25 protein-coding genes, 1 tRNA gene, 1 other RNA gene and 1 pseudogene are annotated in these 26,511 nt (G+C 66.4%); 18 read left to right on the top strand and 10 right to left on the bottom strand.

Annotated features, from left to right (window positions below; genetic code table 11):
* Positions 1 to 496: pseudogene (locus tag AC1DGD_RS12215) on the bottom strand (pyruvate dehydrogenase (acetyl-transferring), homodimeric type); the annotation flags it as partial.
* 436 nt (positions 497 to 932) lie between these two features.
* Here AC1DGD_RS12215 and AC1DGD_RS12210 point away from each other — a divergent pair.
* From AC1DGD_RS12210 to AC1DGD_RS12195, 4 genes are all read left to right on the top strand, one after another.
* Entirely contained in the window at positions 933 to 1,352 is a 420-nt protein-coding gene (locus tag AC1DGD_RS12210) for a DUF3052 domain-containing protein (protein WP_018773429.1), read from the top strand.
* Positions 1,353 to 1,393: 41 nt separating this feature from the next.
* Positions 1,394 to 1,876 carry a peroxiredoxin gene (locus tag AC1DGD_RS12205; RefSeq protein ID WP_476849018.1) on the top strand — a complete coding sequence of 161 codons (483 nt, stop codon included), beginning with the start codon at positions 1,394 to 1,396 and terminating at the stop codon, positions 1,874 to 1,876.
* A 4-nt stretch (positions 1,877 to 1,880) separates the two neighbouring features.
* On the top strand, positions 1,881 to 2,813 hold the full coding sequence (locus tag AC1DGD_RS12200) for an NAD-dependent protein deacetylase (RefSeq protein WP_476856948.1): 933 nt from the start codon (positions 1,881 to 1,883) through the stop codon (positions 2,811 to 2,813).
* Positions 2,814 to 2,903: 90 nt separating this feature from the next.
* Positions 2,904 to 2,979: transfer RNA gene (locus AC1DGD_RS12195), tRNA-Val, on the top strand.
* Between the two features lie 68 nt (positions 2,980 to 3,047).
* Here AC1DGD_RS12195 and AC1DGD_RS12190 read toward each other — a convergent pair.
* Together AC1DGD_RS12190 and AC1DGD_RS12185 are read right to left on the bottom strand one after the other, a co-directional pair.
* The gene (locus AC1DGD_RS12190; protein ID WP_476856947.1) at positions 3,048 to 3,233 is read right to left on the bottom strand and encodes a hypothetical protein; all 186 of its coding nucleotides are present in this window, start codon (positions 3,231 to 3,233) and stop codon (positions 3,048 to 3,050) included.
* A gap of 131 nt (positions 3,234 to 3,364) precedes the next feature.
* Positions 3,365 to 5,206, bottom strand: a complete 1,842-nt coding sequence (locus AC1DGD_RS12185) for an FAD-dependent oxidoreductase (protein WP_476856946.1) — start codon at positions 5,204 to 5,206, stop codon at positions 3,365 to 3,367.
* Between the two features lie 172 nt (positions 5,207 to 5,378).
* Between AC1DGD_RS12185 and AC1DGD_RS12180 the strand changes: the two genes are divergently transcribed.
* From AC1DGD_RS12180 to AC1DGD_RS12160, 5 genes are all read left to right on the top strand, one after another.
* On the top strand, positions 5,379 to 6,647 hold the full coding sequence (locus tag AC1DGD_RS12180; RefSeq protein WP_476856945.1) for a glycosyltransferase: 1,269 nt from the start codon (positions 5,379 to 5,381) through the stop codon (positions 6,645 to 6,647).
* Positions 6,648 to 6,740: 93 nt separating this feature from the next.
* On the top strand, positions 6,741 to 7,031 hold the full coding sequence (locus AC1DGD_RS12175) for a hypothetical protein (protein WP_026266430.1): 291 nt from the start codon (positions 6,741 to 6,743) through the stop codon (positions 7,029 to 7,031).
* 247 nt (positions 7,032 to 7,278) lie between these two features.
* Positions 7,279 to 8,109, top strand: coding sequence for a fumarylacetoacetate hydrolase family protein (locus AC1DGD_RS12170; RefSeq protein ID WP_476856944.1), 831 nt, complete (start codon positions 7,279 to 7,281; stop codon positions 8,107 to 8,109).
* Between the two features lie 166 nt (positions 8,110 to 8,275).
* A complete protein-coding gene (locus AC1DGD_RS12165) occupies positions 8,276 to 9,073 on the top strand; it encodes an IclR family transcriptional regulator (protein WP_476856943.1) in 798 nt (265 codons plus the stop codon).
* Between the two features lie 163 nt (positions 9,074 to 9,236).
* Positions 9,237 to 10,586, top strand: coding sequence for an MFS transporter (locus AC1DGD_RS12160; protein ID WP_476848979.1), 1,350 nt, complete (start codon positions 9,237 to 9,239; stop codon positions 10,584 to 10,586).
* A 262-nt stretch (positions 10,587 to 10,848) separates the two neighbouring features.
* On the opposite strand, the gene AC1DGD_RS12155 is transcribed toward AC1DGD_RS12160, so the two are convergent.
* Positions 10,849 to 11,913 (bottom strand): D-2-hydroxyacid dehydrogenase, encoded by a 1,065-nt coding sequence (locus AC1DGD_RS12155; protein WP_476856942.1) that lies wholly within the window; start codon positions 11,911 to 11,913, stop codon positions 10,849 to 10,851.
* Positions 11,914 to 11,978: 65 nt separating this feature from the next.
* On the opposite strand from AC1DGD_RS12155, the gene AC1DGD_RS12150 reads away from it, so the two are divergent.
* From AC1DGD_RS12150 to AC1DGD_RS12140, 3 genes are read left to right on the top strand one after another with little or no spacing between them, the layout of a single operon-like run.
* Positions 11,979 to 12,941: an NAD(P)-dependent oxidoreductase gene (locus AC1DGD_RS12150; protein WP_476856941.1), complete on the top strand. Its 963-nt coding sequence runs from the start codon at positions 11,979 to 11,981 to the stop codon at positions 12,939 to 12,941.
* 3 nt (positions 12,942 to 12,944) lie between these two features.
* Positions 12,945 to 13,715, top strand: coding sequence for an SDR family oxidoreductase (locus AC1DGD_RS12145; protein WP_476856940.1), 771 nt, complete (start codon positions 12,945 to 12,947; stop codon positions 13,713 to 13,715).
* Positions 13,715 to 14,779, top strand: coding sequence for an L-idonate 5-dehydrogenase (locus AC1DGD_RS12140; protein ID WP_476856939.1), 1,065 nt, complete (start codon positions 13,715 to 13,717; stop codon positions 14,777 to 14,779). Before AC1DGD_RS12145 ends, AC1DGD_RS12140 begins: the two co-directional genes overlap by 1 nt.
* A gap of 38 nt (positions 14,780 to 14,817) precedes the next feature.
* Here the strand turns inward: AC1DGD_RS12140 and AC1DGD_RS12135 are convergent, their stop codons facing one another.
* Positions 14,818 to 15,546 carry a FadR/GntR family transcriptional regulator gene (locus AC1DGD_RS12135; RefSeq protein WP_028277812.1) on the bottom strand — a complete coding sequence of 243 codons (729 nt, stop codon included), beginning with the start codon at positions 15,544 to 15,546 and terminating at the stop codon, positions 14,818 to 14,820.
* 276 nt (positions 15,547 to 15,822) lie between these two features.
* On the opposite strand from AC1DGD_RS12135, the gene gndA reads away from it, so the two are divergent.
* Both gndA and AC1DGD_RS12125 read left to right on the top strand, forming a co-directional pair.
* A complete protein-coding gene (gndA, locus tag AC1DGD_RS12130; RefSeq protein WP_476856938.1) occupies positions 15,823 to 17,259 on the top strand; it encodes an NADP-dependent phosphogluconate dehydrogenase in 1,437 nt (478 codons plus the stop codon).
* A gap of 115 nt (positions 17,260 to 17,374) precedes the next feature.
* Positions 17,375 to 18,217: an oxidoreductase gene (locus AC1DGD_RS12125; RefSeq protein WP_476856937.1), complete on the top strand. Its 843-nt coding sequence runs from the start codon at positions 17,375 to 17,377 to the stop codon at positions 18,215 to 18,217.
* A gap of 36 nt (positions 18,218 to 18,253) precedes the next feature.
* On the opposite strand, the gene epsC is transcribed toward AC1DGD_RS12125, so the two are convergent.
* From epsC to msrA, 3 genes are all read right to left on the bottom strand, one after another.
* On the bottom strand, positions 18,254 to 18,838 hold the full coding sequence (gene epsC / locus AC1DGD_RS12120) for a serine O-acetyltransferase EpsC (protein ID WP_018773413.1): 585 nt from the start codon (positions 18,836 to 18,838) through the stop codon (positions 18,254 to 18,256).
* A gap of 34 nt (positions 18,839 to 18,872) precedes the next feature.
* On the bottom strand, positions 18,873 to 19,808 hold the full coding sequence (gene cysK / locus AC1DGD_RS12115) for a cysteine synthase A (RefSeq protein WP_459385078.1): 936 nt from the start codon (positions 19,806 to 19,808) through the stop codon (positions 18,873 to 18,875).
* A 65-nt stretch (positions 19,809 to 19,873) separates the two neighbouring features.
* A complete protein-coding gene (gene msrA / locus AC1DGD_RS12110; RefSeq protein WP_476856936.1) occupies positions 19,874 to 20,398 on the bottom strand; it encodes a peptide-methionine (S)-S-oxide reductase MsrA in 525 nt (174 codons plus the stop codon).
* A 99-nt stretch (positions 20,399 to 20,497) separates the two neighbouring features.
* Here msrA and AC1DGD_RS12105 point away from each other — a divergent pair, with 99 nt between their 5' ends.
* Both AC1DGD_RS12105 and AC1DGD_RS12100 read left to right on the top strand, forming a co-directional pair.
* Entirely contained in the window at positions 20,498 to 21,421 is a 924-nt protein-coding gene (locus AC1DGD_RS12105) for a Nif3-like dinuclear metal center hexameric protein (RefSeq protein WP_476848985.1), read from the top strand.
* 123 nt (positions 21,422 to 21,544) lie between these two features.
* On the top strand, positions 21,545 to 22,282 hold the full coding sequence (locus AC1DGD_RS12100) for a zinc ribbon domain-containing protein (RefSeq protein WP_243177190.1): 738 nt from the start codon (positions 21,545 to 21,547) through the stop codon (positions 22,280 to 22,282).
* Positions 22,283 to 22,297: 15 nt separating this feature from the next.
* Here AC1DGD_RS12100 and AC1DGD_RS12095 read toward each other — a convergent pair whose 3' ends face one another.
* Both AC1DGD_RS12095 and AC1DGD_RS12090 read right to left on the bottom strand, forming a co-directional pair.
* Positions 22,298 to 23,062 (bottom strand): YaaA family protein, encoded by a 765-nt coding sequence (locus AC1DGD_RS12095; protein ID WP_476856935.1) that lies wholly within the window; start codon positions 23,060 to 23,062, stop codon positions 22,298 to 22,300.
* 62 nt (positions 23,063 to 23,124) lie between these two features.
* Positions 23,125 to 23,976 (bottom strand): slipin family protein, encoded by an 852-nt coding sequence (locus AC1DGD_RS12090; protein ID WP_223917477.1) that lies wholly within the window; start codon positions 23,974 to 23,976, stop codon positions 23,125 to 23,127.
* A 112-nt stretch (positions 23,977 to 24,088) separates the two neighbouring features.
* On the opposite strand from AC1DGD_RS12090, the gene rnpB reads away from it, so the two are divergent.
* Together rnpB and AC1DGD_RS12080 are read left to right on the top strand one after the other, a co-directional pair.
* Positions 24,089 to 24,482: RNase P RNA component class A (gene rnpB, locus AC1DGD_RS12085), an RNA gene on the top strand.
* Between the two features lie 148 nt (positions 24,483 to 24,630).
* Positions 24,631 to 26,298 carry a GMC family oxidoreductase gene (locus AC1DGD_RS12080; RefSeq protein ID WP_476856934.1) on the top strand — a complete coding sequence of 556 codons (1,668 nt, stop codon included), beginning with the start codon at positions 24,631 to 24,633 and terminating at the stop codon, positions 26,296 to 26,298.
* The last annotated feature ends 213 nt before the right edge of the window (positions 26,299 to 26,511 follow it).

The raw sequence follows: 26,511 nt of genomic DNA, 5'->3' as shown, positions 1-26,511 counted from the left end.
CCATGAAGGCGCGGGCGTACATGCCGGGGGAGGCGTGGCCCTGGAAGAAAACCTGGTCGCCGCCGCCGGGGTGGTCCTTGCCGCGGAAGAAGTGATTGAAGCCGACCTCGTACAGGGTCGCGGCGCCGGCGTAAGTGGAGATATGGCCGCCGACGCCGATGTCCGCCCGCTGCGCCCGGTGCACCATCACGGCGGCATTCCAGCGCAGCCAGGCACGGTATTTGCGTTCGATCTCTTCATCGCCAGGGAATGCCGCTTCCTGGTCCACCGGGATGGTGTTGACGTAGTCCGTGGTGGTGACCATCGGAACACCCACGCTCTGCGCGCCGGCCCGCTGGAGCAGGCTTCGCATAATGTACTGGGCACGTTCGGTGCCCTGTTCCTGAATCAGGGTATCCAGGGACTCCAGCCATTCGGCGGTCTCTTCCGGATCACGATCAGGCAGCTGGTTTGTCAACCCGCTGAGGATATGGGAGGTATCTTCTCCTGCAGCCACGTCCAACCTCTCTTTGAGCGCATCTATCGGCACCCTCAGCTCCGGGCAGGGTGACTGCCTGGCGTGAACGCGACGTGTGCGACATATCGGTTACATCAGCCCGGTCGTATGCGCCGGGCAAGGTCCAATCACGGTACGCCTGCCTGTATTAGCCGGGCGGTTGCCCGCGCAGGCGTAGTCGTCATCAGCCACTCTAGCCGTGCGGGCTGATGGATGCGTAGCCGCCCTATGGACCCGCCGCCGTATTTCACGGGCATACTGGTTGTGTGACGAAGCGCTGCCCCGCAGCCTCCGGATCGGCCTGTGTGACGCAGAATATGGCGGATCGCGGTACCAACAGCTTGAAGCGAGAGCCCAAAGGGTGTTGGCTTGGAGTAATGGAAATCACTAGTGCCATTGAAAACATGAAGCAATTCAAAAAGCATAGGAGCAACACGTGAGCGAGGCCGACGCCGCCACTTCGGTAAATGTGGCGGAGAAACTGGGTTTCAAAGACGGGGACCTGATTCAGGAATTCGGTTATGACGACGATGTCGACTTCGACTTGCGGGACGATATCGAAGATCTCACGGGCTCTGAGCTTCTCGATGAGGACGATCACGAGGTGGTCGATGCCGCCATTCTCTGGTGGCGGGCAGGTGACGGAGACCTTGTGGACACGCTGGTCGATTCGCTGACCACTCTCACCGAGGGCGGCGTTGTCTGGGTCCTGACTCCCAAGTCCGGCCGGGACGGCTACGTCTCGCCCGCGGACATCCAGGATGCCGCGCCCACCGCAGGGCTCCACTACACCACCTCCGCCGGCGTCTCGAAGGACTGGAGCGCCACCCGGTTGGTCACTCGGAAGAACAAGTGACCCAAGCGGTCCAGCACGAGGCCTCCGGGCCGGGCTCCGCCGTGAGCCCCGTTCCCGGCGCCGTTCCCGGCGTCGGCGATGCCGCACCGGATTTCGAGCTCGCCAATCAATTCGGCGAACCGGTGCGCCTCTCGGACTTCCGCGGCCGCAACGTCGCCATAGTCTTCTACCCGTTTGCCTTCTCCGGGATCTGCACCGGGGAACTGTGCGAAATCCGGGACAACCTGGCACTTTTCGAGGATGCCGACGCCGCCGTGCTGGCAGTCTCGGTGGACAGCAAATTCGCCCAGCGTGCCTATGCCGAAAAGGAAGGCTACGGCTTCGATCTGCTGGCCGACTTCTGGCCGCACGGGGCCGTGGCCTCGGCTTACGGCGTGTTCGACCCTGATAGCGGCATGGCGCTGCGCGGCACCTTCATCATCGACGCGGCGGGAATCGTCCGCTACGTCGTGGTGAATCCGCGCGGCCAGGCCCGGGACTTCGCCGAATACCGGGCGGCCCTCGCGGGACTCGGCGGGAGCTGATCCGGTGAGGCAGCGGCGGCCAGGAATCGGCATGACCGGGTTTGCCAGCCTCCCGCCGGTCACGGCCGCAGGGAGCGCCGCGGAACTCCAGCGCACCGAGCTGGAGGCCCTGCAGGACATCCACGGCCTCCTGTCCGGGGAGCAGTTCGCCGTGCTGACGGGCGCCGGCCTGAGTACGGATTCAGGCATCCCGGACTACCGCGGGCCCGGCGCCGCACCGCGGACCCCCATGACCTACCAGGAATTCATCGGCGAGCCGGGAAACCGGCAGCGCTACTGGGCCCGCAACCACATCGGCTGGTCACATCTGCGCAGGGCGGATCCGAACGATGGCCATGCCGCTGTAGCCCGGCTGGAGCAGCGGGGGCTTCTCACCGGCCTCATCACCCAAAACGTGGACCGGCTCCACGAGGACGCCGGCAGCGTCAACGTCGTGGACCTGCACGGCCGGTTCGACCAGGTGGTGTGCCTGGACTGCCACCGGCGGTTCAGCCGCCGGATGCTGGCCGGTGTCCTGGAAGAACTCAACCCCGGGTTCCTGGAACGGGCGCAGGCGGCCGGGGTGGTTGAAATGGCACCGGACGCCGATGCCGCCGTCGAGGACGGCGAACTGATTGGATCGTTCATCGTCGCCCGCTGTCCGGCCTGCGGCGGCACCCTGAAACCGGACTTCGTGTACTTCGGGGAAAACGTGCCCAAGGACCGGGTGGAGCGCTCGTACGCCATGGTCGACGCCGCCCGGGCGCTCCTGGTGGCCGGCTCGTCGCTGACCGTGATGAGCGGCCTGCGTTTTGTCCGCCACGCGGCGAAGCAGGGCAAAGCCGTGGTCATCATCAACAGGGGACCGACCCGCGGGGACGGCCTCGCCACCATCAAGCTGGAGGCAGGCGTCAGCGGGGCCTTGACCTGGCTCGCCGCCAAGCTGCCGCCCCTGTAGCGACGGCCGGGCCGATTGGCGCTTGGCCGGTGACATCCGGTACAGTAGCTGTTCGTTGGTTGAAGCGCTGAGGCGCGGAAACCGCGGTTTGGGTCTTTAGCTCAGCTGGTAGAGCGCCACGTTTACACCGTGGATGTCATCGGTTCGATCCCGGTAGGACCCACCACAGAAAACCCCGTCCTTCCGGACCATACGGTCCGGAAAGGCGGGGTTTTGTGCGTCCGGTTGACCCGATCAGGAGCTTTTCGGCGCCGATTCGTTGGGACCGCTGATCGGGGCTACGGTCCCTTCAAGGAGGGCGTAGGCGTTGGCGAGCCGCTGCACAGCCTGAGACTGATTGGTCGACACGCCACCCTTTACGATCGAATCCAGCACCACGGCTTTCGCCTTCTCCAGTTTCTGAGCGTTCGATTCAGCCATCTTGCATTCCCCTTGGTCCTTCGCAGGGCGCCCTGTGCGCCCGGCACGCGTCGAATTTACCATCTGCTCGGAAATGTCTGACATTGGTGACGGCGGTGAAAGGCGGACGCCGCGGGCTGGGGCGCCATTCGTTAGCGTTCAATGCTGACTCGCCAGTCCTTCAGGTACTGGATCGACACCTGCCCGGCTGCCTCAGCAGCCTCTGTGTCGGTGATGATGTAGGGTTCCATTTTCTTCGGGCGCAGGATCTCCTTGTCAGCCCTGTTTCGGGCGAGGGCCAGGGTGACAGCGATGAACTCGGGCGACCCTCGGTCCAGCCCCTCCACGGCCAGGGGCGTCAATAATGCGCCACCCTCAGCAAGCGACAACTGGATCGCCGCGACCGGGACCGCTGCCGGCTGCACGCCATGGTGCACGGCCAACGCAGCGGCCGTGCCAGCGGCTTCGCCGATGCCTGTCACGGTAGGGTGCAGCCGAATCGCGCCGGACGCGAGCCGTGTGGTGGAGATGTTCTTCTCCGCCGCGAGGAGCCCGTCCACCCACTCAGGGATGAGTGCTCCCATCGGGATGGGGAAGGGCCCCTCCCGCCAGACGGTGGGCTTGTCGGCCAGGGACTCGCCGAGATAGGTCTCGAAGTCCGTTTCGGCCCGGCCGCCGTGGAGGTCTGGGTGGTAGGTCCCTACAACCACGCTGTCGTCGCGCCAGGGCGCTTCGGTGCGGTTCGGTTCCCGGATGATGTCCTTGCCCGTGATGATTGCTGTCCCGATCACGCGGCGTGATTCGCGTATGTAGGGGATGAGGGGCATGTGCTGCTCGATCGGAATGTAAATGTCGGGCACGTAGGGGTTGCGCGGCGGCGTGGGCCCGTCAGCGTAGCCCTCGTCCGTTGCGACAGACCAGGGCAGGCCGAGTTCGTTCTGCAGGTAGTAGATGATGCAGATGGTTTTCAGCTTCGCCTCCGCCTCGTAGCGGGCGCGTGCATCCGGATCGGTGAGGTAGTCGGCGCCGACGGGGAAGTCGTTGTAATGATTCAGGTTCGTTCGGGTGACTGCGTTGTAGTCGTCGCCCGTTTGCATGTTCTCGGAGCTCAGGTCCGGGGCGGCACGGAAGCCTGCAAATCCCAACGGCCCGGGCTTTTTCTTGAGGCTATCGAAGCCGCCTTCTGGCGGGTATGCGCTGCGGAATTCCGTCGCATACGTGCCGTAGTTTTCCGGCGCCACGGTGACGCGGAGTTCGTCGGGGATGCCGCCGGGATAGGCCTGGATAATCGCGGTGTAGGTGATGTCCTGAATGGCTTGCCGTTTGGAAGTGATCCCGCGGGTGCTGGTTCCGTTGGAGACTCCGTTACTCAGCCTGTGCGGGACGCCGGCGAGGGCGAGAACCTGCCCGTCCTCGGTGGCATCGATGACGACCTTAGCCTCAATCGGTCCCGCGGTGGTGAGGAGGCCGGTGACCCGGCCGGCCTCGCGGAACGCAGCACTGATCCCGGTGTTACGGAGCACGGGTATGCCCGCGGCATCGAGCATCTCGGTGAGCACCCGTTCAACGACGACTACGTTGGGCGTAAACGAGATTTTCCTGTAGTGCCCGACATTTACTGGCCGGTTTAACTCGACGTCGTAGATGTGCTGAATCCGGGCGAGGATCTCTGACCAGATGCCAAAGTCATTGAGCGCGTGGTCGTAGTGGAACGTGATGTCGAACGCGCTGACGCCGCCGGCTGTCGCCTGCCCACCGACCATGTGGGTCGGTTCCACCATGATCACGGAGGCGCCGCGCCTCGTTGCCGCGATGGCCGCAGCTGCCCCCGACAGTCCTCCGCCGGCAACAACTACCTCGCAGGACCGATCCAAGACATCGGGTATTTCCTTCCATGCCGCCCGCTGCCGGGCGCTGATCGGATCAACGACGTTCGGCTTCTCGCCGGGTGCAAACTCCTTGAAACGCGGAATTGTCTGGGTGGCAAGGTTCATTCTGACAACGATAGTTGACCCAAGCGGTGCCTGTGCGCGGGTGCGGGCACCGCGGTCCGAAATGCCTGACATCAGTGAGGGGAGGGTAGGGGGCGGACCCGTCCCTAAGGCATGGTGGTTGCAGAGTACAGTTAGGTGATTTGTTCAGCTTCGAAAGACCATGGGGACCACCATGTTTTATGGCGTCACGCGCTACAGCCTTTTCTCTCCCGGATCACACTCTTGGAAAACGTCGCGGAGCGGCGTCTTCAAGACCCCGGCAGACTACATGCAGTACTTGTTCTCGGAAAAGCGCCTCAGTCTTCGAGCTGAGATGTTCTTCGAGAAGGCCGTGCCTGCCCTTTCCGCCATGGCGGAAAACCATGACTACAAACACTTCGTGATGTATTCCGAGTTGCTCCCGAAGCGGCATCAGGAAATTTTGTTCGCGGCCGCGGCCAGATACCCGTTCCTGGTTCCGGTGGAATGGAACGACGTCGTCCGGGGAACAGGCATCGAAGAAGTCAAGCCCCTGATTGAGCAGGACCTCGCCAGCAAGTTTGACGCCGACGCCGGCGTGCAGCCGGTCGCGTGGTTCCGTCTCGATGACGACGACCTGCTCGCCGCCGACTATCTGACCCATCTTGAGGTGTACCGGACGCTGAACCACGTGGGGATGGCCATTTCATTCGGACTCGGCCTGACGGCCTACAAGGGCCAGCATGACCTGGTGAACCTCCGAGAGTTCTACCACCCGAAGTCCGCCCAAGGGATGGCCTTCGTGTCCGCGTTCGACCCGCGCCAGCGCAGCCTCTCGATCGTTACGCCCGGGCCGCACCATGGTGTAGACCAGGTGATGCCGACCATCCTTGACTCCCGGGAACACATGTTCTTCCAAGTCCGTCACAGCGATCAGGACTCGACGTTGAACGAAACCCCGCATGAGCGCGTCGCAGCCTCTCTGGCGCGGCTGGACAAACTGCCGGCTGTGCGATCGGCCGACATTTCTGCGGAAAAATGGCCGAGTCTCATCGAGGACATCGTCCGCGGCGAACCTGTGCTGCACGAGCTTTCCGCGCCGGGCGCGGAACCCCTGCGCCTGACCGAGGACACGGTGCTGACTTTTCCGTTGGATTCGGCAATTGAGGCGGGGCTGGTCGAGTTCGAGTTTGAGTTCGAGTCGAGGAGCAGGCTCCAGGGAGGATTTGGCGTGGTCTCCTATCAGCTTCAAGGTGCGGAGGGCATCGATCCCGAGGAACTCGGGCTGCGGGAGAGCTCCATCTATGGGTTGAATCGTCAGGTGTGGTCGAAAAATGCGCGCGGCGTGGTGCGTCAAAGCCTTCTGCTGCCCAAAGGGGTCAGCATCTCCGGCATCACACTCAAGGGCAAGAATCGCCAGCCCGCAGACGTTTTCATCCGCTTGCGCCAGCCGCGCGTCGTTGCGGTGCACGCCGCCGACTAAAGACCGGAGGCCCCCAGGGCGGGGTTTTGTGCGTCCCGGCGGGGGATGCTGCACGGCCCGAAAATGTCAGGGCTCCGCCCTACTGTGACGGGCATGGAACACGTGATGGTGAAAACAGGCCCGGACGGGCGGCCCCTGGCGGTAGTGCGCGGGGGCAGGGAATGGTTGATCGGCGCCGAGCCTGTGCGTTGGTTCGAGCGGGTCAGCTGGTGGGAGGCCGAGCGCCGGATGCCCAAGGGCCTGAGCCGCGTGGATGTCGAGGTCTGGCAGGTCCAGGCGAGGCTCGGCCGCAACCGCGGATCTGCCCTGACCACCATGGAACTGATCCGGGATGGCCTCGGTGGGGGCTGGCGGCTGCGGGGGGCCGTTGCGGACGCCGCGTAGGCTGCCTGCGCGGGCAACAATCGCCCGGCCCGGCCCGCTCAAAAGGGGACCCCGGACCCTGGTATCACCCGGGCATTGGAAAAGCCTTCCACCGCGACTATTGGGGGATGCCGCGGTGGAAGGCTTGTAATGAATATACCGTGAACGCTTGGAAATGTGAAACACCGGCGGTGTTTCTGCGCGCCAGAATTACGCCAGTCGATGGCCTAATCGCGGGCCCCGGGAGTCCGCCGCCTAGGATGTTTTCATGACCGCCACGAGTGCCCGCCGAATCGCCAGAGTCCGCCCGCTTTCCCCGGCTGCCGGGGACGAATACTTCTTCGTCGCCAACGACGCAGCGGACTTTGGCAGTGCGGCGGGCAGGGTGTGGACGGTGATACCCTCTCCGTTCCCGGGTTCTGCTGCCAATGCCGGCAGCCTGCCCCGCAGCGGTTGGGAGGTCGGCGCGGCGGTGGAGGAAGCGTCGTTCACGTTCCTCGCGCCCTGTGTCCCGGCCAACGTCCTGGGCATGGCGCACAATACGGGTGCCGCGGGCCGCGGGCTTCCGCCGCAGGCCTTCCACAAGGCGTCCACCAGTGTGGTCGGCCCGGGGGACGCGGTTGAACTCCGGCCGGGTGTGGGCCGCGTCGAGCCGGAGGCCGAACTGACCCTCGTGATCGGCAGCAGGGCCCGCGGACTGACGCCCGGCAACGCCGTGGGCGCAGTCCTGGGCTACACGATCGGAAATGACGTCTCCGCCAGGAACCTGCAGGAATCCGACGAGCTGTGGATCAGCGCCAAGAGCCAGGACACGTTCACGCCCGTGGGGCCCTGGATCGTCACGGACCTGAACGGTGACGACCTGGCGATCGGCATCAAACACAACGGTCAGGAACTCCGGGCAGCCAGCTCCGCCGACCTTGGCTGGAAGGTCGAGGAAATCCTCACCTATCTCACATCCTTCATGACCCTTCACCCGGGTGACCTGGTGCTGACGGGATTCCCCGCCGAGTGTGCGCCGATCGTCCCCGGCGACACCGTCACGTGCCACATTGCCGGCATCGGCGAGCTGACGAATCCCGTGGTGTCTGCCGCCTAAGGGGCCGGCGGTCCCCGACGAGGCCCGCCGACGAGGAGCGATGGATGCACGGGCCCTGCCGGTCCCGGTTCAGGGCTCCAGACATTATGATGGTTAGTGTTCAGCTGACTGGACGGCATTCGAACGAGTGGCGCGGCGACTTGCGCGCGATACCTGAAGGAGAATCATGGCCGATTCCCGAGTTTCCCGACCCTCCGACGGATTGGGGAGCGCGTCACCCGCTCCGGCTGTTACCCGTGCCGCCGCCGTGCTGGAAGCCCTGGCGGCATCCGCGACCGGACGCCTCACGCTCAGTGATCTGTCCCGGGAACTGGGAATCCCTAAGTCCTCCACCTCCAACCTGCTGCTCGCGCTCGAGGAGGCGAGGCTGATCAGCCGCCAGGGCGCGGAGTTCACCCTCGGCCGGAAGTTGGTTGAGCTCGGTGCTGCCTACCTCAGCCGCCTCGACGAGGTCCAGGAGTTCTACCGCTTCTGTGAACAGGCCCCGACGCTCTCGGGAGAGACGGTCCGGATCGCCATGCTGGACGGAACAAATGTCATCTACCTGGCCCGCTACGAAGGGCACCCGGCGGTGCGCCTGACGTCCAATATTGGCGACAAGATGCCCGTGTCCCTCTGTGCCGTGGGCAAGGCCCTGATCGCGCGGCTGCATGACCACGACGTCGACGAGATGTTTCCCGACGACGCCACTCTTCCGGTCCTGACGCCGAAGTCGCTGCGCACGGGTGCCGAGCTCAAGGCGCAGCTCACGCTCATCCGGGAGCAGGGGTATGCGTTCGAGGACGAGGAATCCACCACCGGCGTCGTGTGCCTGGCCGTCGCCGTCCCGACCCGGGGCGCACACGGGCCCAGCCTCGGCCTGTCGGTCACCGCGCTGAAGGCGACTTACTCGCAGGAGCAGGGCGCCCTGATGGTGAAGGAACTCCAGGACCTCGCCCGGTCCCTCGGCAATCCCATGGGCTAGGGGCCCGCGCCGCTGGGCGTTTCGGGACGCCCGGAATAAATCTGATTATTCATTGGCTAGGCGATCACTATGCTGTACGCTGTTCAGCATAGTGATCGACTCCTTGGGGTTGCTCACACCCACCAGACCAACGGGGGTCTGGAGTGTTCTTGAGGGAGTGCTTGTGACAACTAGTACTAATACACCGCTCGCTGAAGCGGACGGCGCCGTCGTCGATCCGGAACAGCTGCGACGGGCAACGCTTGCCAGCTCTGTGGGCTCCGCGCTGGAGTACTACGACTTCTACATCTACGGGCTGGCCTCCGCCCTGATCTTCGGCCCGCTGTTTTTCAAGCCGCTCGGCGAGGACGGGGCCCTGATTGCATCCTTCGCCACGTACGGTGTGGGCTTCGCGGCGCGGCCCTTCGGCGGGATGGTCTTCGGCTACATCGGCGACCGGTTCGGCCGCAAGATGGTCCTGATCCTCACCATCGGCCTGATGGGGACCGCCAGCTTCGCCATCGGCCTGCTGCCGACGTACGAACAGGCCGGCATGCTCGGCGCAGTTCTTCTGGTGACGCTGCGCATCCTGCAGGGACTGGGTGCCGGCGCTGAACAGGCGGGCGCCACCACGCTCATTTCCGAAGTCGCGCCGCGCCGCCGTCGTGGCTTCTTCGCGTCGCTCCCGTTCGTCGGCATCCAGCTGGGGACCCTGCTCGGCGCCGGAACGTTTGCGCTCATTGCCATGGCAGACAAGGCCGTCCTGGAGGGCTGGCTGTGGCGGGTGCCCTTCCTGGCCAGCGTGCTCCTGGTTGTGGTGGCCATCTTCATTCGGCTCCGGCTGAAGGAAACGCCCGTCTTCCAGGAACTGGAAAAGCACAAGAGCGTGGTCAAGAACCCCATCGGCCAGCTGTGGAAGCACTCGAAGAAGAACGTGCTGATCGGCATCGGCCTGCGGATGGGCGAAAACGGCAATTCCTCGATCTACTCCGCGCTGCTCATCGCGTTCCTGGCGGCCAAGGACGGCGTTTTTCCCGGCGACAAGTTCATCGGTCCGGTCGGCCTGCTCATCGCCGCGGGCTTCGCGGCCGTCATGGTGATCACCTTCGGTGCGCTGTCCGACAGGTTCGGCCGGGTGCCCGTCTACCGCTACGGCGCGCTGTTCCAGGCGCTCATCGCGCTGCCGGCGTTCTACCTGGTGACGCTGGGCAATGTCACGCTGGTCTGGATTGTCATGGTGGTGGGCATCGCCCTCGGCGTTCAGTCCATGCTCGGCCCGCAGTGCCCGCTGCTGCCTGAACTCTTCGGATCGCAGTACCGCTTCACCGGCGTGGCCATGAGCCGGGAGCTCTCCGCCGTCCTGGCCGGCGGCCTGGTCCCGCTGGTCGGCGCCGCGCTGCTGGCCGCCACGGACCATTCCTGGCTGGTGCTCGCCATCTACTCGCTGGTCCTGGCGCTGATCTCGTTTGTCACCACCTTCTTCACGCCCGAGACGGTGGGACGCGACCTTCTCCTGACGGAGGATGCGCGCTAGGCGGTATCCGGGCTGCAGACCCTCCGTCCGCGCCGCACAGGCCGTGGCCCCTTCCACCCAGGAAGGGGCCACGGCCGTTTCTGCGCCACGGAAAGCGCCCGGCGACGCGCACTATGCGCGTCGCCGGGCGGATCCCGCGGCGCAGGCACGGTCCGGCGTTGCTGGGCGGAACCTTCCTCGCCCGACGCTAAGGGCGGCCCAACCGTTTCCGGTGGGCCGCCCTGTGTGCGCTGCGGCGCTGGTGCAGTGCGAAAGGGTGGACTCAGTAGAAGTGCACCGTGTCCACCAGGTGGGGGAGGTCGCCGCCGTCGAGGTAGGTCCGCAGGTTGCTGCAGAAGCGTTCGGTGATCAGCCGGTTTTCGGCGGCGCTGAGCGCCGAGGTGTGCGGGGACACCATCACCCTGGGGTGGTTCCACAGCGGGCTGTCCTGCGGCAGTGGCTCCACGGCGAAGACATCGAGGCAGGCATAGGAGACCTGGCCGTTGCCCAGGGCCTCCAGAAGCGCCTCTTCATCGACCACGGTGCCGCGGCCCACGTTGACGAAGACTGTTCCGGGCTTCATGGCGGCGAAGACGTCGCGGCTGAAGAGCTTCTCGGTGTACGGCGTGCCGGGCAGGGTATTGACGACGGCGTCTGCGGTGCCCAGCAGGCCGGCGAGTCCGTCGTTGTCCGTGACCGTCTCGATCCCGTCGATGGCCTCCACGGTCCGCTTGGTCCCGCTGACGCTCATGCCCAGGGCGCGGGCGATCCGTGCGGTCTCGAGCCCGATCTCGCCGAGCCCGGTGACCACCAGGCGGGAGCCGTTGACCAGGCGGGTGGGGGTGCGGAGCTCGGGCCAGAGCTTGGCCGCCTGGTCCTGGGCCAGCTCGGCGCTGCGCTTGAAGCCGTTGAGGATGCCCAGGGCGGCGAACTCGGCGAGCGGCAGGGCGTGCACCCCGGCCGAGGTGGTGACCCTGAACTTCTGCAGCGTCGCGGCGTCCAGCCCCGATGCCTTTACGGCACCGCCGGCGCCGGCCGCCATGGCATGGATCCACTCAAGCCGGGGATTGCTGCCGGCGATCCGGGCGAGGCCTGCCGGGCTTTCGTTGGGGAGCCCGTACAGGACCTGGGCCTTGTTGAGCATGTCCCAGTAGCGCTCTTCCTGCTCCGGCGTCCGGCGGAAGTCCGGGTCACCCGCATGGTCGGCGGGAAAGCGTTCCGGCGGCAAGAGCTCGGGGTCGTAGAGGACGGTCACGGACGGATCTACGGCGCGGATGCGGTCCACCAGCTCTGCTTCGAGCGGGACGGCGATCGCTACGGTGGTTTTGGTCGTCATAGTGTTCATCATACTGAATGGAGGCTAGGATGCTGAACAGAATTCCAAGATTAACCACGCCGAAGTGAGGGCAACGCATGGAGATGGACCGCAGGGAGGCCGGGTTTGTCGGCCTCGGCCTGATGGGCGCGCCGATGGCCGCCAACCTGCTCGCGGCGGGATGGACCGTCACGGCCTGGAACCGTTCGCCGGCGGCGCTGGACGCCTTCGAGACCCTGGGCGGCTCGCGTGTGGCCAGGGTCGAGGCGCTTCGAGACCAGCCAGTCATTGTCTTCATGCTGCCGGATCTGTCCGACATTGAGGATGCGAGTGCCGCGCTCCTGGCCTGTTGGACCGCCAGCCCGCCCGCGCCCGGAACCGCCGTCGTGGTGATGAGCAGCGTGTCGCCGTCCGGCGTGCGGGACTTCGGGGCACGGGTCGCGGAGGCGAGCGGGGGCAACGCCGTCGTCGTCGATGCGCCGGTCAGCGGCGGCACCAAAGGCGCGGCGGACGGCACCCTTGCCATCATGGCGGGCGCCAGCGACAGCGACTTCCGCCGGCTCCTGCCGCTCTTTGGCGCGATGGGCAGCACCGTGCGGCGGCTGGGACCGCTGGGATCGGGGTCGCTCGCCAAGGCGTGCAACCAGCTGATCGTGGGAACCACGACGGCGGCGCTCGCCGAGGCCGCGGAGCTCGCCGAACGCTCCGGCATGGAGGTGCCCGCCCTTTACGAGGTGCTCGCGGGCGGACTGGCGGGCAGCCGGGTCCTGGACATCGTGGGGCCACGGCTCGCCGCCAGGGACTACGAGCCCACCGGGCCCGCCAAGTTCATGCACAAGGACCTCTCCTTCGTGCTCGAGAGCGCCGCGGCCGCGGGTGCCGCAGTGCCGATGGCGGCCGCCGGCGCCGAGCTCTACGCTGCCCTGCTGCGCCAGGGGCTGGGGGACCGGGACCTCGCCGTCGTGCGGCAAACCATCGCCAATCTCAGCGACAACACACGTGACAACCCCAGCGACAAGCCAACAGCCAACACAGCAGCAAAGACCAATGAGGATCAGTGAACCATGAGTGGACTTTTTGACCTGACCGGGCGTGTGGCCCTGGTGACCGGTTCGAGCCGGGGGATCGGCAACGCCCTGGCCCGGGCCCTGGCCGACGCCGGCGCCACCGTGGTGCTCAACGGCATCAACCCCGAGCGGCTCAAGGCCGCCGAGGCCGCGATGGCCGCGGACTACGCGCCGGGCCGGGTGCACAGCTGCGCCTTCGACGTCACCAGCGACACCGGGGCCGCCCGGGGCATCGCCTGGGTGGAGGAGAACGTCGGCCCGCTGGACATCCTGGTCAACAACGCCGGCATCCAGCACCGGGTCCCGATGCTCGAGCTCGACGTGGTCGACTGGGAACGGGTGATCTCCACGGACCTGACCAGCGCGTTCCTGGTGGGGCGGGAAGCGGCCCGGCACATGATCCCTCGGGGCCGGGGCAAGATCATCAACATCTGCTCGGTCCAGACCGACCTCGCCCGGCCCACCATCGCGCCCTACATCGCGGCGAAGGGCGGCCTGCGGAACCTGACCCGGGCCATGACCGCGGAATGGGCCGCCTCGGGCCTGCAGATCAACGGGATCGCGCCGGGCTACATCCACACCGAGATGACCCAAAACCTCGTCGACGATGAGCAGTTCAACGCCTGGATCCTGGGCCGGACCCCCGCGCACCGCTGGGGGACCGTGCAGGACCTGGCCGGACCCGCCGTGTGGCTGGCCTCCGACGGGTCCGACTTCGTCAACGGCCAGACCATCTTCATCGACGGCGGAATGACGGTGGTGGTCTGATGGGCGGCGTGGCAGCACTTCCGGCCACGGCCGCGGCGGTGGTGGCCCACGCCGCGGGCGACCTGCGGATCGAGGACATCCCCGTGCCCGCGCCGGCCCCCGGTGAAGCCGTCATCGACGTGGCCTTCGGCGGCATCTGCGGCTCCGACCTGCACTACTGGCTGCACGGCGCCGCGGGCGAATCCGTCCTCAAGGCTCCCATGGTCCTGGGCCACGAGATCGTAGGGACCGTGATCCGCGCCGCCGCTGACGGCTCCGGGCCGGGGCCCGGCACGGCCGTCGCGGTGCATCCCGCAACGCCGGGCCCGGGCGGCGCCCGGTACCCGGCGGAGCGTCCGAATCTGTCGCCGGGCTGCACGTATCTGGGCAGCGCCGCACGGTTTCCGCACGCGGACGGAGCGTTCAGCCGGTATGTGAACCTGCCGGCCCGGATGCTCCGGCCGCTGCCGGCGGGGCTGGACCTGCGGACCGCGGCACTGGCGGAACCGGCCAGCGTCGCCTGGCACGCCGTGTCGCGCGCCGGCGACGTGGCGGGAAAGACGGCGCTGGTGATCGGCAGCGGTCCCATCGGGGCCCTGGCCGTGGCCGTGCTCAAACGTGCCGGCGCCGGCCGGATCGTGGCCGTGGACATGCACAAGCTGCCGCTGGAGATAGCCCGTGCCGTGGGGGCCGACGCGGTCCTCAAGGGGGACGACGCCGGGGCGATCGCCGCGGTTGAGGCGGACGTCGTCATCGAGTCCTCGGGCAGCCACCAGGGCCTGGCCTCGGCGATCACCGGCGCGGTCCGTGGCGGCAGGGTGGTGATGGTGGGGCTGCTGCCTTCGGGCCCGCAGCCGGTCCTGATCTCCCTGGCCATTACGCGCGAGTTGGAGCTGGTGGGCTCCTTCCGCTTCAATGACGAAATCGATGAGGTCATAGCGGCGCTCGCCGACGGCTCTCTGCGGGTGGACCCCGTGGTGACCCACACCTTTGGCCTGGACCGCGGACTGGAAGCGTTCGAGGTCGCCAGGAACGCGGCTGTTTCGGGGAAGGTGCTGCTGGACTTCAGGCGGGCCCCTGCGTGAGGAGCTCCGCCGTCGGGCCCGGGACGGCCAGTGGCGGGTTAGTGGCGCTCGACCGGGACAAACACCCGCGGCTGGTTCTTCCAGCTCGGCTCCATCTCCGAGATGGTCTCGCGCATGATCCGGTTCGAGGCCTCGCGGGCGGCGGCGGCATCCCCGGCGGCGATGGCCTCGGCGACCTCCACGTGCCAGCGCAGCGCCGTCTCGCGCGGGTGGTCCGGCATCAGGCCGTGGATGGTGCGGCCGGTCAGCGTCTCGGTCACCTGGCCCACCATGTTGGCGAACATCTCGTTTCCCGAGCCGGTCAGCAGCAGGGAATGAAACAGGATGTCCAGCTCGAGGAACCGGGGCACGTCCCCGGCCTGCCCGGCGTCGCGCATGGCGTGCGAGATCTCCACGAGTTCGCGGCGGAGCTCCTCGGGGGCGTTGGCCGCGGCCAGTTCGGCGGCCACCGGCTCGACGGCGGTGCGGAGTTCGGCCAGGGAGCGCAGCTGGGCGCCGCGGCCTTCGCCGGCCAGCCGCCAGCGGATCACGAGCGGGTCGAAGGGGTTCCACCGGTTCGAGGGCAGCACCCGGATGCCGACGCGTTTGATGGTCTCCACCAGGCCCAGGGACTGGAGGACCCGGACCGCCTCCCGGACCACCGAGCGGGAGACCTTGAGTTCGTCCTCAAGGTGCTCGGCAAGCATGACGTGCCCGGCCGGAAGCTCGCCGGCCACGATCCGGGTCCCGAGGTGCTCAATGGCACGGTGGTGGAGGCTGGTTGACATAGTCGTAAGCATAATGCGGTGGGCCCGGTCCGGGCCGACCGGAGGGGCGGACGCCGGTGATCATAGACTGTTTATGACGCGCAGCATTCCGCTCCGTGGGCGCGGCTTTCCCGCGGCCCGCGGAAATACATATGGTTTAAGGACAGCCACAATCCTCAAGAGTGGGTTCCGCCCTCCGCGGCGCAACCTGCCGAGTCCTAGATGAACGTCTGAGACGAATCGCCGTACACGTGGTCTACAGAAATCATCGTGTACAAAAATGAATTGGAGTTTTTGATGTCAGCACACATCGGTGTTACCGGCCTCGCGGTGATGGGGGCCAACCTCGCACGCAACCTGGCCCGGAACGGCTTCACCGTTGCCCTGCACAACCGGTCCGTGGAAAAGACAGACACCCTGCTAGCCAAGTATGGCGAGGAGGGCGACTTCATCCGCACCGAGACCCTCCAGGAACTCGTTGATTCGCTGGAGAAGCCGCGTCGCGTGCTGATCATGGTCAAGGCCGGCAAGCCGGTCGACTCCGTGATCGAGCAGCTCGAGCCGCTGTTGGAAGCGGGCGACATCATCATCGACGCCGGCAACTCGCACTACGAGGACACCCGCCGCCGCGAGGCTGCGCTCGCCAAGAAGGACCTGCACTTCGTCGGCATCGGTGTCTCCGGTGGCGAGGAGGGTGCCCTCAACGGTCCCTCAATCATGCCGGGCGGTTCCAAGGAGTCCTACGACGCCCTCGGCCCGCTGCTGGAAAAGATCGCCGCGCACGTGGACGGCCAGCCCTGCTGCGCCTGGATCGGCACCGACGGCGCCGGCCACTTCGTCAAGATGGTCCACAACGGCATCGAATACGCCGACATGCAGGTCATCGGCGAGGCCTTCGACCTCCTGCGCTCCGGCGCCGGGATCGAACCGGCCGAGCAGGCCAAGATCTTCGAAGAGTGGAACAAGGGCGACCTCGCCTCCTTCCTGATCGAAATCTCCGCCGAGGTCCTCGGCCACGTCGATGCGAAGACCGGCAAGCCGTTCGTCGACGTTGTGGTGGATGCCGCCGGCCAGAAGGGCACCGGCCGCTGGACGGTCATCTCCGCCCTTGAGCTCGGCTCCCCGACGTCGGGCATCGCCGAGTCCGTCTTCGCCCGGGCACTGTCCTCCCAGGCCGAGCAGCGCGTGCTGGCACAGGAGCTGCTGGCCGGCGGCGAGGCCGCCGTCGAGGTCCCCGAGAGCTTTGTCGAGGACGTCCGTCAGGCGCTCTACGCCTCCAAGCTGGTCTCCTATGCCCAGGGACTGGACATGCTCACCTCCGCGGCCAAGGAATACGGCTGGGACCTGAAGCTGGATGAAATCGCCTCGCTGTGGCGCGGCGGCTGCATCATCCGTGCGGAACTGCTCAAGGAGATCACCAAGGCCTACGCCGCTGCGGAGAAGCCGGCCAACCTGCTCTTCGCCCCGGCGTTCACCAAGGCGATCGCCGAAGTCCTCCCGGCCTGGCGCCGGGTGGTGTCCACCGCGGTGCAGCTCGGCATCCCGGTGCCGGTGTTCTCCTCCTCGCTGGCCTACTACGACGGCCTGCGCCGCAAGCGCCTGCCGGCCGCCGTCATCCAGGGCCAGCGTGACCTCTTCGGGGCGCACACCTACGGCCGCGTCGATGCCGAGGGCACGTTCCACACCCTCTGGGGCGAGGACAAGTCCGAGATCGAGGCAGTCGACACCCACTGACCCACCCCGTTCCGACGCGACGGCCGGTACTTTCCAGATACGCTGGGAGGCGCCGGCCGTCCGTGTTTCCGCACCGCTCCGACCCCAGGAGTTCAGCGCCCAAGGAGTTCAACTCATGCCCCAGCCCGTAGCGTTTGTCACCGGTGCCTCCACCGGCATCGGCTTCGAAACCGCGAAAAAGCTTGCCTCGGCCGGCTTCACCGTCTATGCCGGGGCCCGCCGGGTGGAGCTGATGGAGCCGCTGAAGGCATCCGGCGTCAAGGTGGTGGCACTGGACGTGACCGATGAGGCCTCGATGAGCGCCGCCGTCGGGGACGTGCTGGCCGCGCACGGCCGGATCGACGTCCTGGTCAACAACGCCGGCTACGGGACGTACGGTTCGCTCGAGGAGGTCGAGCTGGCTGAGGGCCGGCGGCAGTTCGACGTGAACGTCTTCGGTCTGGCGCGCATGACGCAGCTCGTGATCCCCGCCATGCGGGCCGCCGGTGCGGGCAGGATTATCAACATCTCATCGATCGGCGGCAAGATGTACGAGCCGTTGGGCGCCTGGTACCACGCGACCAAGTTCGCCGTGGAGGGCCTGAGCGATTCGCTGCGGCTCGAGCTCAAGCCGCACGGTATTGATGTGGCCGTCATCGAGCCGGCCGGGACGCAGTCCGAGTGGGGCGCCATTGCGGCGCAGGGGCTGCTGGCCAGCTCCGGAAACGGCCCCTATGCGGGCCAGGCCAAGGTGGTGGCGGCGGCGCTGGGCACCACGGACAACCCCGCAACGTCGTCGCGGCCCGAGCTCGTGGCCGAGGCGATCCTGCACGCAGCGACCGCCCGGCGGCCCAGGACCCGCTACCCGGTGGGTGCCAGCGCCCGCGGGATCCTGCTGCTGCGCCACCTGCTGCCGGACCGGGCGTTCGACGCCGTCCTGTGGAACATCTACAAGCGGTTCCCGGGTAGGGCTGCCTAGATACCGGTTCAGCCGGGAGCCGGTCCAGGGCCTGGTCTAGATCCGGTATTCGATCAGGTACTCGGCTGGGTCGACGGCGGGCTTCGTCTCGCGCTGCGCGTCGCGGTGCCGCCAGGTGGCCGGCACGCCGGTGACGATTGATTCGGCCGGAGCGTCCTTGACCACCACGGCGTTGGCGCCGACGGCGCTGTCCCGGCCGATGGTGATGGGGCCCAGGATCTTGGCGCCCGCGCCGATCACCACACGGTCTTCGATGGTGGGGTGGCGTTTGATCTTGGCGAGCGAGCGGCCGCCGAGGGTCACGCCGTGGTAGATCATGACGTCCTCGCCGATCTCGGCCGTCTCGCCGATGACCACACCCATGCCGTGGTCGATGAAGAAGCGCCGGCCGATCGTCGCGCCGGGGTGGATCTCGATGCCGGTCAGGAACCGGGCGAGCTGGGAGATCAGCCGCGCCGGGAACCGCAGCGCCGGGTTTTGCCACAGCCGGTGCGTCAGGCGGTGGAACCAGATCGCGTGCAGGCCGGAATAGGCGAAGAAGTTCTCAAAAGAACCTCGAGCCGCCGGGTCGTGGGACCGGGCGGCGTCGAGGTCTTCCTTCAGTCTTGCGAAGAAGCTCACAAAGACCTTTCTGGGCAATCGTGGGTCAGCGGACTTAGCCGCGGATGTCGTCGTACAGCACGGTGGAGATGTAGCGCTCACCAAAGTCACAAACCACAGCAACAATGAGTTTACCGGCGTTCTCCGGACGCTTGGCGAGCTCCAGGGCCGCCCAGACGATGGCGCCGGAGGAGATGCCGCCCAGGATGCCTTCCTTGATGCCGAGTTCGCGCGCCACCCGGACGGAATCTTCCAGCGTGGCGTCGATGACCTCGTCGTAGACGTTAGTGTCCAGGATGTCGGGGACGAAGTTCGCGCCGAGGCCCTGGATCTTGTGCGGGCCCGGGGCGCCGCCGTTGAGGATGGCGGAGTCCTTCGGCTCGACGGCCACGATCTGGACCTCCGGCTTGCGTTCCTTCAGGACCTGTCCGACGCCGGTGACGGTGCCGCCGGTGCCGACGCCGGCGACGAAGATGTCCACCTTGCCGTTGGTGTCGGCCCAGACTTCCTCGGCCGTCGTGCGGCGGTGGATCTCCGGGTTGGCCTCATTGGCGAACTGCTGGGCCCAGATGGAGTTCTCCGTGTTGGCCACGATCTCCTGGGCTTTCTCCACGGCGCCGCGCATGCCCTCGGAACCGGGGGTCAGGACAATCTCGGCGCCGTACGCGCGCAGCATGACCCGGCGCTCGGTGGACATGGTTTCCGGCATGGTCAGGATGACCTTGTAGCCGCGGGCCGCGCCCACCATGGCCAGCGCGATTCCGGTGTTGCCGGACGTGCCTTCGACGATGGTGCCGCCGGGCTTGAGTGCACCGGACTTCTCGGCAGCGTCAACGATCGCGACGCCGATCCGGTCCTTGACGCTGTTGGCCGGGTTGTAGAACTCCAGCTTGACGGCCACGGTGGCGTCAAGGCCTTCGGTCAGCCGGTTCAGACGGACCAGCGGAGTTCCGCCTACCAGCTGGGTTACATCGTCATAGATCGGTGCCATGTATGTATGCCTGTCTTTGAAGAGGGTTGACTGAGGTCAGCCTAACGAGCGCCTACAGGCCCTAGCTAAGCATTAAGCCATGCAGAGTAATATTTCCTCGCCTTGGCCAGCTTGGGGTTAATGATGACCTGGCAGTAGCCCTGCTCCGGGTATTTGGCGAAGTAGTCCTGGTGGATTTCCTCGGCCATATGGAACTGGGGCAGCCGGCTGACCTCGGTGACGATCGGGTGCCGCCACAGGGCCTGGTTCCGCTCGATCGCCTCCTCGAACAGGATCTTTTCCTCGGTGGTCTCGTAGAACATTGAGGAACGGTACTGGGTTCCGACGTCGTAGCCCTGCCGGTTCAGCGTGGTGGGGTCGTGGAGGGCGAAGAACATGTCCAGGATGACCTCGGCGGGAATGACGTCCTCGTCGAACGTCACTGCCACCACCTCGGCGTGGCCTGTGGTCCCGGAACACACAGAGTAGTAGTCGGGGCTGCGGTCATGGCCTCCGGTGTAGCCCGACACGACCGAGCTGACGCCCTTGGTTTTCTGGTAGACGGCGTCGAGGCACCAGAAGCAGCCTCCGCCGAGGACAAAAGTTCTCATGATCTCTTCAATGGTTCGAGGGCCCCGATGATTCCCCACCCACCTTACGAGAGTGTTACGAGTGACCGGGCCGCCCGCGGATAGGGTAAAAATGGGGGTATGGAACCTGTGAACACCGATGTTTCAGCGGAATCCGACCGCCCTGCTGCCGCCGTCGACGCCGGTACCGGCACCGGGGAGGACACTGGCGCCGCGACGCTGGGCCTGATCCAGCTGGCGGTGGAGGAGCTCTGGCCCGAATCCCTGGCCGAGGACTGGGACGAGGTGGGTCTGGTGGCCGGCCACCCGAACGCCGAGGTGCGCCGGGTCATGTTCGCGGTCGATCCGACAATTGACGTGATCGAGGAAGCGATCGACTTCGGTGCCGAGCTGCTCATCACGCACCATCCGCTGCTGCTCAAGGGCGTGACGTCCGTGGCCGCGAATACGGCCAAGGGCAAGGCCGTGCACCGCCTCATCGAGTCCGGGACCGCGCTGCTGACCGTGCACACCAATGGTGACTCCGCCGTCGGCGGCGTTTCCGACGTCCTGGCCGACGCGCTGGGCCTGCAGAACGTGGCCCCGCTGACGCCGGCCGCGAACGGGCTCCCCGAGGAGGGCATCGGCCGCGTCGGTGACCTCGACGAGGTCCTGACGCTGGGTGATTTCGCGGCCCGCGTGTACGGCATCCTGCCCTCGGTGGCCGGCGGCGTGCGTGTTTCGGGGGACCGGGACGGGCTGATCCGGCGGGTGGCTGTCTGCGGCGGCGCCGGCGATTCCCTCTTCGGCGAGGTGCGGGCGAGCAACGCGGACGTCTACGTCACGGCGGACCTGCGGCACCACCCTGCATCGGAAGCCCGGGAGGCGGCGGTCAACGACCGGCCGTACCTGATCGACGTTTCCCACTTCGCCAGCGAATGGCTGTGGCTGCCTGCGGCCGCCGAAGCGCTGGGCAATGTGCTCACCGACCAGGGCCACGACGTCGAGATCCGGGTCAGCACCACCAACAGCGACCCGTGGGACTTCATTCTGACTCCGGGCTAAGCCTGGCGTGCGAGGGGCCCCGGGTGAGCGTAGCGAGGCCGGGGAGTACGCTAGGCGCTAGAGTCTAAGGAGCGCCGGGACGGTGCCCGGCTTCGGCCGGATTGGATTTAGCGGAGGTAAATAGTGGCCAAGGCAGCACCGGCGGAACAGTTGAAGTTGCTCGAATTGCAGGGACTCGATGCCAAGCTCAAGTCCTTGTCCAACCGCCGGCGAAGCCTTGAAAGCGATTCCCGCATCACGGACCTGGAAGCCGCCCTCAGCGTGGCCAACGGTGAGCTCGGTGCCGCGAAGGTGGCCGTCCACGATGCTGAACTGGAGCTCAAACGCTCAGAGGCCGACGTTGAGCAGGTCGCCTCCCGGATCGAACGCGACGAGGCCAGGCTCAACAGCGGCACGGGGCTGTCCAAGGACCTCGTCGCCCTGCAGCGGGACCTCGTCTCCCTGAACAAGCGCCGCTCGGACCTCGAGGACGTGGAGCTTGAAGTCCTCGAACGGCTCGACTCGCTCCGCGCCCGCCAGGCGGCCCAGCAGCAGATTGTGGACGACATCCAGGGCTCCTTCGGCTCCATCCGTGCCGAGCTGGACGAGCAGCTGGCCGAGATCGCCGCCGAAGCCACGGTGGTGCGCGGGCAGCGTGCCGAGTTCGCCGCCGGACTCGACGCCGGAATGCTCGCCGTCTACGAGAAGACCCTGGCCAAGCGTGGCGTCGGCGCTGCCCGGCTCTTCCACGGCACCTCGGAAGGCTCCGGCATGCACCTGAGCCCGGGCGACCTGGCCGAGATCAAGGCCGCGGCCGAGGACGACATCGTGTTCTGCCCGGACTCCGGCTGCATCCTGGTGCGCTCGTCCGAGTGGGCCTAAGCACCCGCCTGCACGTCAGTTCGGCAGGATGATGTTCAGGGTGTGCGGCTTCCGGGCCGTGCCCTCAACGAGTTCGGCAACCCACTTCTCCGCCGCCGCCTTCTGCAGCTGTGCGGGGGTTTGGGGCGCCTTGCCCCGGCGGCTGAGCAAATGCCGTGCCAGTTCGCCCCGGGTGTGCTTGGCAAAGTGGCTGACCACCTTGCGCACGCCGGCGGTCTCGGTGAAGACGTTCACGGCCACCGTCTGTTCCGGCGGGGGAGTCCAGGCCGCGGCGTAGGTGCTGGACCGGCAATCCATTAACAGCTCACCCGTAGTTGCCGCCGCCAGTGCGTCGTTCAGTTGCGGCTTCCAGAATGAGGCGAGCCGTCCGACGTCGGGCAGCGAAGTCCCCATCGACAGCCGGTAGGCGGGCACGCGGTCGGCGAAGCGGATGGCGCCCCACAGGGCGGAGACCACCAGCACCGATTCGTCGGCCTTCCTCCGCTGCGCCGGGGTCAGCGTGTTGTAGCCGAGGGCGTCAAAGAGCACCCCGGAATACACCTGGTGGGCCGGGGCGGCAGGTTCCGCGTGCAGCCGTGTATTGCGTTCGACGTCGGCGCTCAGTGAAGCGCCGACGCCCAGCAGCGCCAGCGCGTCCTCGTGGGCGCTGACGGTGCCGAGCGCCTCCAGGACCTTGGCGCGGGAGCTGTTGAGGGCGGGAAAGCTCAAGGCGCCCCAGTCGGCGGCGTCCCCGCGCACAGCGGGAGTCTTGCCCTCGGAGGGCGGCAACAGAATTAGCACCGTACGATCCTACCGGCGGCGCGTGCCGTGGGTTCCGCGATAATTAGGTCTGGCGGTCGGGGCTACGCGGCCTTGATCGGTGGTGCCGGCGTCGTTGTCGGTGCCTCTGGCGTCGCCGTCGCCGTCATCGCCGTCTTGGCCACATGGTCCTCGCGTGCCAGGAAAGCGGCCAGTTCGGCGATGGTGCTCATCAGGGGCGCCGGGAAGACGACGGTTGAGTTCTTGTCCACCCCGATCTCCACAAGGGACTGAAGATTCCGCAACTGCAGGGCGACCGGGTGGGCCATCATCGTGTCAGATGCCGCGCCGAGCGCCACGGCGGCGATCGCCTCTCCTTCGGCCGAAATGATCTTGGCCCGCTTCTCCCTCTCGGCCTCCGCCTGCCGGGCCATCGCCCGCTTCATGCTCTCCGGGAGCTGGATGTCCTTGAGCTCGACGAGCGTCACTTCGACACCCCATTCCAGGGTCATCGCGTCCAGAATTATCCGAATGTCGCTGTTGATGCGCTCAGTCTCCGACAGCGTCTGGTCCAGGCTGTGGCGGCCGACCACTTTCCGCAGGGTGGTCTGGGCGATCTGGTTGATGGCCGCGGCCACGTCTTCGATCGCCACGACGGACTTCACGGAGTCGATCACCCGGTAGTACGCCACTGCCGAGATATCGACGCTGACGTTGTCCTGGGTGATGATGCCCTGTGACTGGATCGGCATTGTCACGATCCGCAGGCTCACAAGCTGAAGCCGGTCCACCACCGGGATGATGAACCGCAGGCCGGGCATCCGTACCGCGACCACCCGGCCCAGGCGGAACAGGACGCCCTGTTCGTACTGGCGCACAATCTTGATCGACATCTTGGCGAGAATAGCCACCAGGACGATGGCCAACAGCCAGATGATGATGGCGGTCCAGTTCATCGGGATCACTCTTCCTTGACTAGCAGGAACCCTGCTTAAATTCTCCCACCGGCAGCCCCGAAAGGCTGCGGTGCGGCTGTGCCGGCCGGGAGAACGTAGAATGGACAGCGGATGGGTTGACCAGGCGGCCGCGCGTCACGCAAGTGGCTCGAGGAACGTCCGGGCTCCGCAGAGCAGGGTGGTGGGTAACGCCCACTCGGGGTAACCCGCAGGCCAGTGCCACAGAGAACAGACCGCCTGCATGCGGCGTGTGCGTGCACAGGCCACAGGGCAGGTAAGGGTGAAACGGTGGTGTAAGAGACCACCAGCTTCCCGGGTGACCGGGAAGGCTAGGTAAACCCCACCCGGAGCAAGGCCAGACAGGACACGTTTGAGGGCTGCTCGCCCGAGTGTTCGGGTAGGCCGCTGGAGGGCGTCGGCAACGGCGTCCGTAGATGGATGGCCGCTACTCCCGCGCCGGCAACAGCGCGGGAACACAGAACCCGGCGTATCGGTCAACCCATCCACCCACTTGGCCCGGTCCGTTCCGCCGTGTGCCGCCTACCGGCGGCTGTGCACGCCAGCCCCGGATGCTTGACATCATGGCCGCGGAACTAACACACTTCAATCAACGCTTCAAGGAGCGGTAGCTTCGGCGATGGTTGAGGAGTCATAGTGCCGGACGATGCTGAGTACGACTATGTGATCGCCGGGGGTGGTACCGGCGGCAGCGTTCTGGCTGGCAGATTGAGTGAAGACCCCTCAGTCCGTGTGCTTCTGCTCGAGGCGGGCAGGTCCGACCGCCATCCCTTCATCCATATGCCCGCGGGCTTCCCGAGATTGAAGGGAGGACCGTACCAGTGGGCGTATAGCAGTGTTCCGCAAAAGCACAGCAACGGCCGGAGCATCCCGCTCCCTCAAGGCCGCGGGCTTGGCGGCGGCGGGTCCATCAACTCCCAGGTCTTCACCCGGGGAGTGGCTGGGGACTACGACGGGTGGGCCGGGGACTATGGATGTGAGGGCTGGTCCGCCGCCGAGGTGTCCAAGTATTTCATTCGCTCGGAGTCAAACACCAGGCTCTCCGGACCCCACCATGGAACCACCGGGCCGCTCGGCGTCTCTGACCTCCGGCGTCCGCACACGCTCTCGGCGGCATTCGTGCAGGCGGGCCAGGAGTTCGGGCTGCCCTACAACAGCGATTTTAATGGGGCGAAGCAGTTGGGCGTTGGCTTCTACCAGACCACCACCAGGAATGGGCGCCGGTGCAGCGCAGCCGTCGCGTATCTGAAACCCGCGCGCAGGCGGCCCAATCTCACTGTCCGCGTCAACGTGACCGTCTCCAAGGTGGTCATCAAGAATGGCCGCGCCGTCGGCATCCAGGCGATTGAAGGCGGAGTCGCGCGAACCTACGGTGCCCGGCGCGAGGTGCTGATCGCCAGCGGCGCGTTTGGCTCGCCCAAGTTGCTGCAGCTTTCAGGCATCGGCGACCCGGCAGACCTTGCTGCCGCCGGCATCGACGTGATCCACGCCCTGCCCGGGGTCGGGAAGAACCTGCAGGACCACCTTGACCTGGACATCATTTACGAACTCACCGATGACCACAGCCTGGACCGGTTCAATCGGGTGCGCCCGGCGACAATGCTGGCGGGCCTCGAGTATCTGGCTTTCCGCTCGGGACCGTTCGCGTCCAACCTCGTCGAGGCCGGTGGCTTCAGCTACGCCAACACAGATGAGAAGACCCCGGACCTGCAGTTCCACTTCCTGCCCGCGGCGAGGTCGGAGCCGGGCATTGCGTCGCTGCGGCCCGGATTCGGGGCGACGCTCAACTCGTACTTCCTGCGCCCCCGCAGCCGGGGGACAGTTCGCGTCGCGTCCTCAGATCCCACAATGACACCGCTCATCGATCCGAATTTCCTGGCGGATGACTACGATCTGGAGATGACGATCGCCGGGGTGCAGCAGAGCCGGCAGATCATGGAGCAGTCATCGATGGCGGCGTTCATTCAGAAGGAGCACATCGGCGACGGCTCCCGGGTGGCAACCCGCGACCAGTACGTGAATTTCGTGCGCTCCTACGGGCGGACCTCGTACCACCCGGTCGGCACTTGCGCCATGGGTACCACCGATGATTCCGTTGTCTCCCCGCGGCTGAAGGTCCACGGGCTGGAGGGATTGCGGGTCGTTGACTCCTCGATCATGCCCCGGCTGGTCAGTGCCAACACCCAGGCACCCACCATCATGATCGCGGAAAAGGCCGTCGACATGATCCTTGAGGACGCAGCGGGGCTGACGCCCGGCGCGGATGGTTTTGCCGACTTCGACGTGGCCCCGGACAGTGTGTGAGTCAATTCACGCGCAACAGGCACCCGACCCTGCCTGGCCGCCCGTAGAATTGATGGTGAACGTAGAAGTTCTGCCGCCGGGTCTGCGTTCGCAGCCGGCGGTTTTTCTTTGCGCTCGATGAGGCGCCCGGGGTGGACCGAATCCCCGCCGGTGCCCGGTACCGGACACCCTCCGGCGGCCGACTTCCCCCTACGAGGACGTAGGGGGTGGATT

This window comes from Arthrobacter sp. 05T45 (genome assembly GCF_056395875.1).
This window is presented reverse-complemented; position numbering and strand designations above follow the sequence as displayed.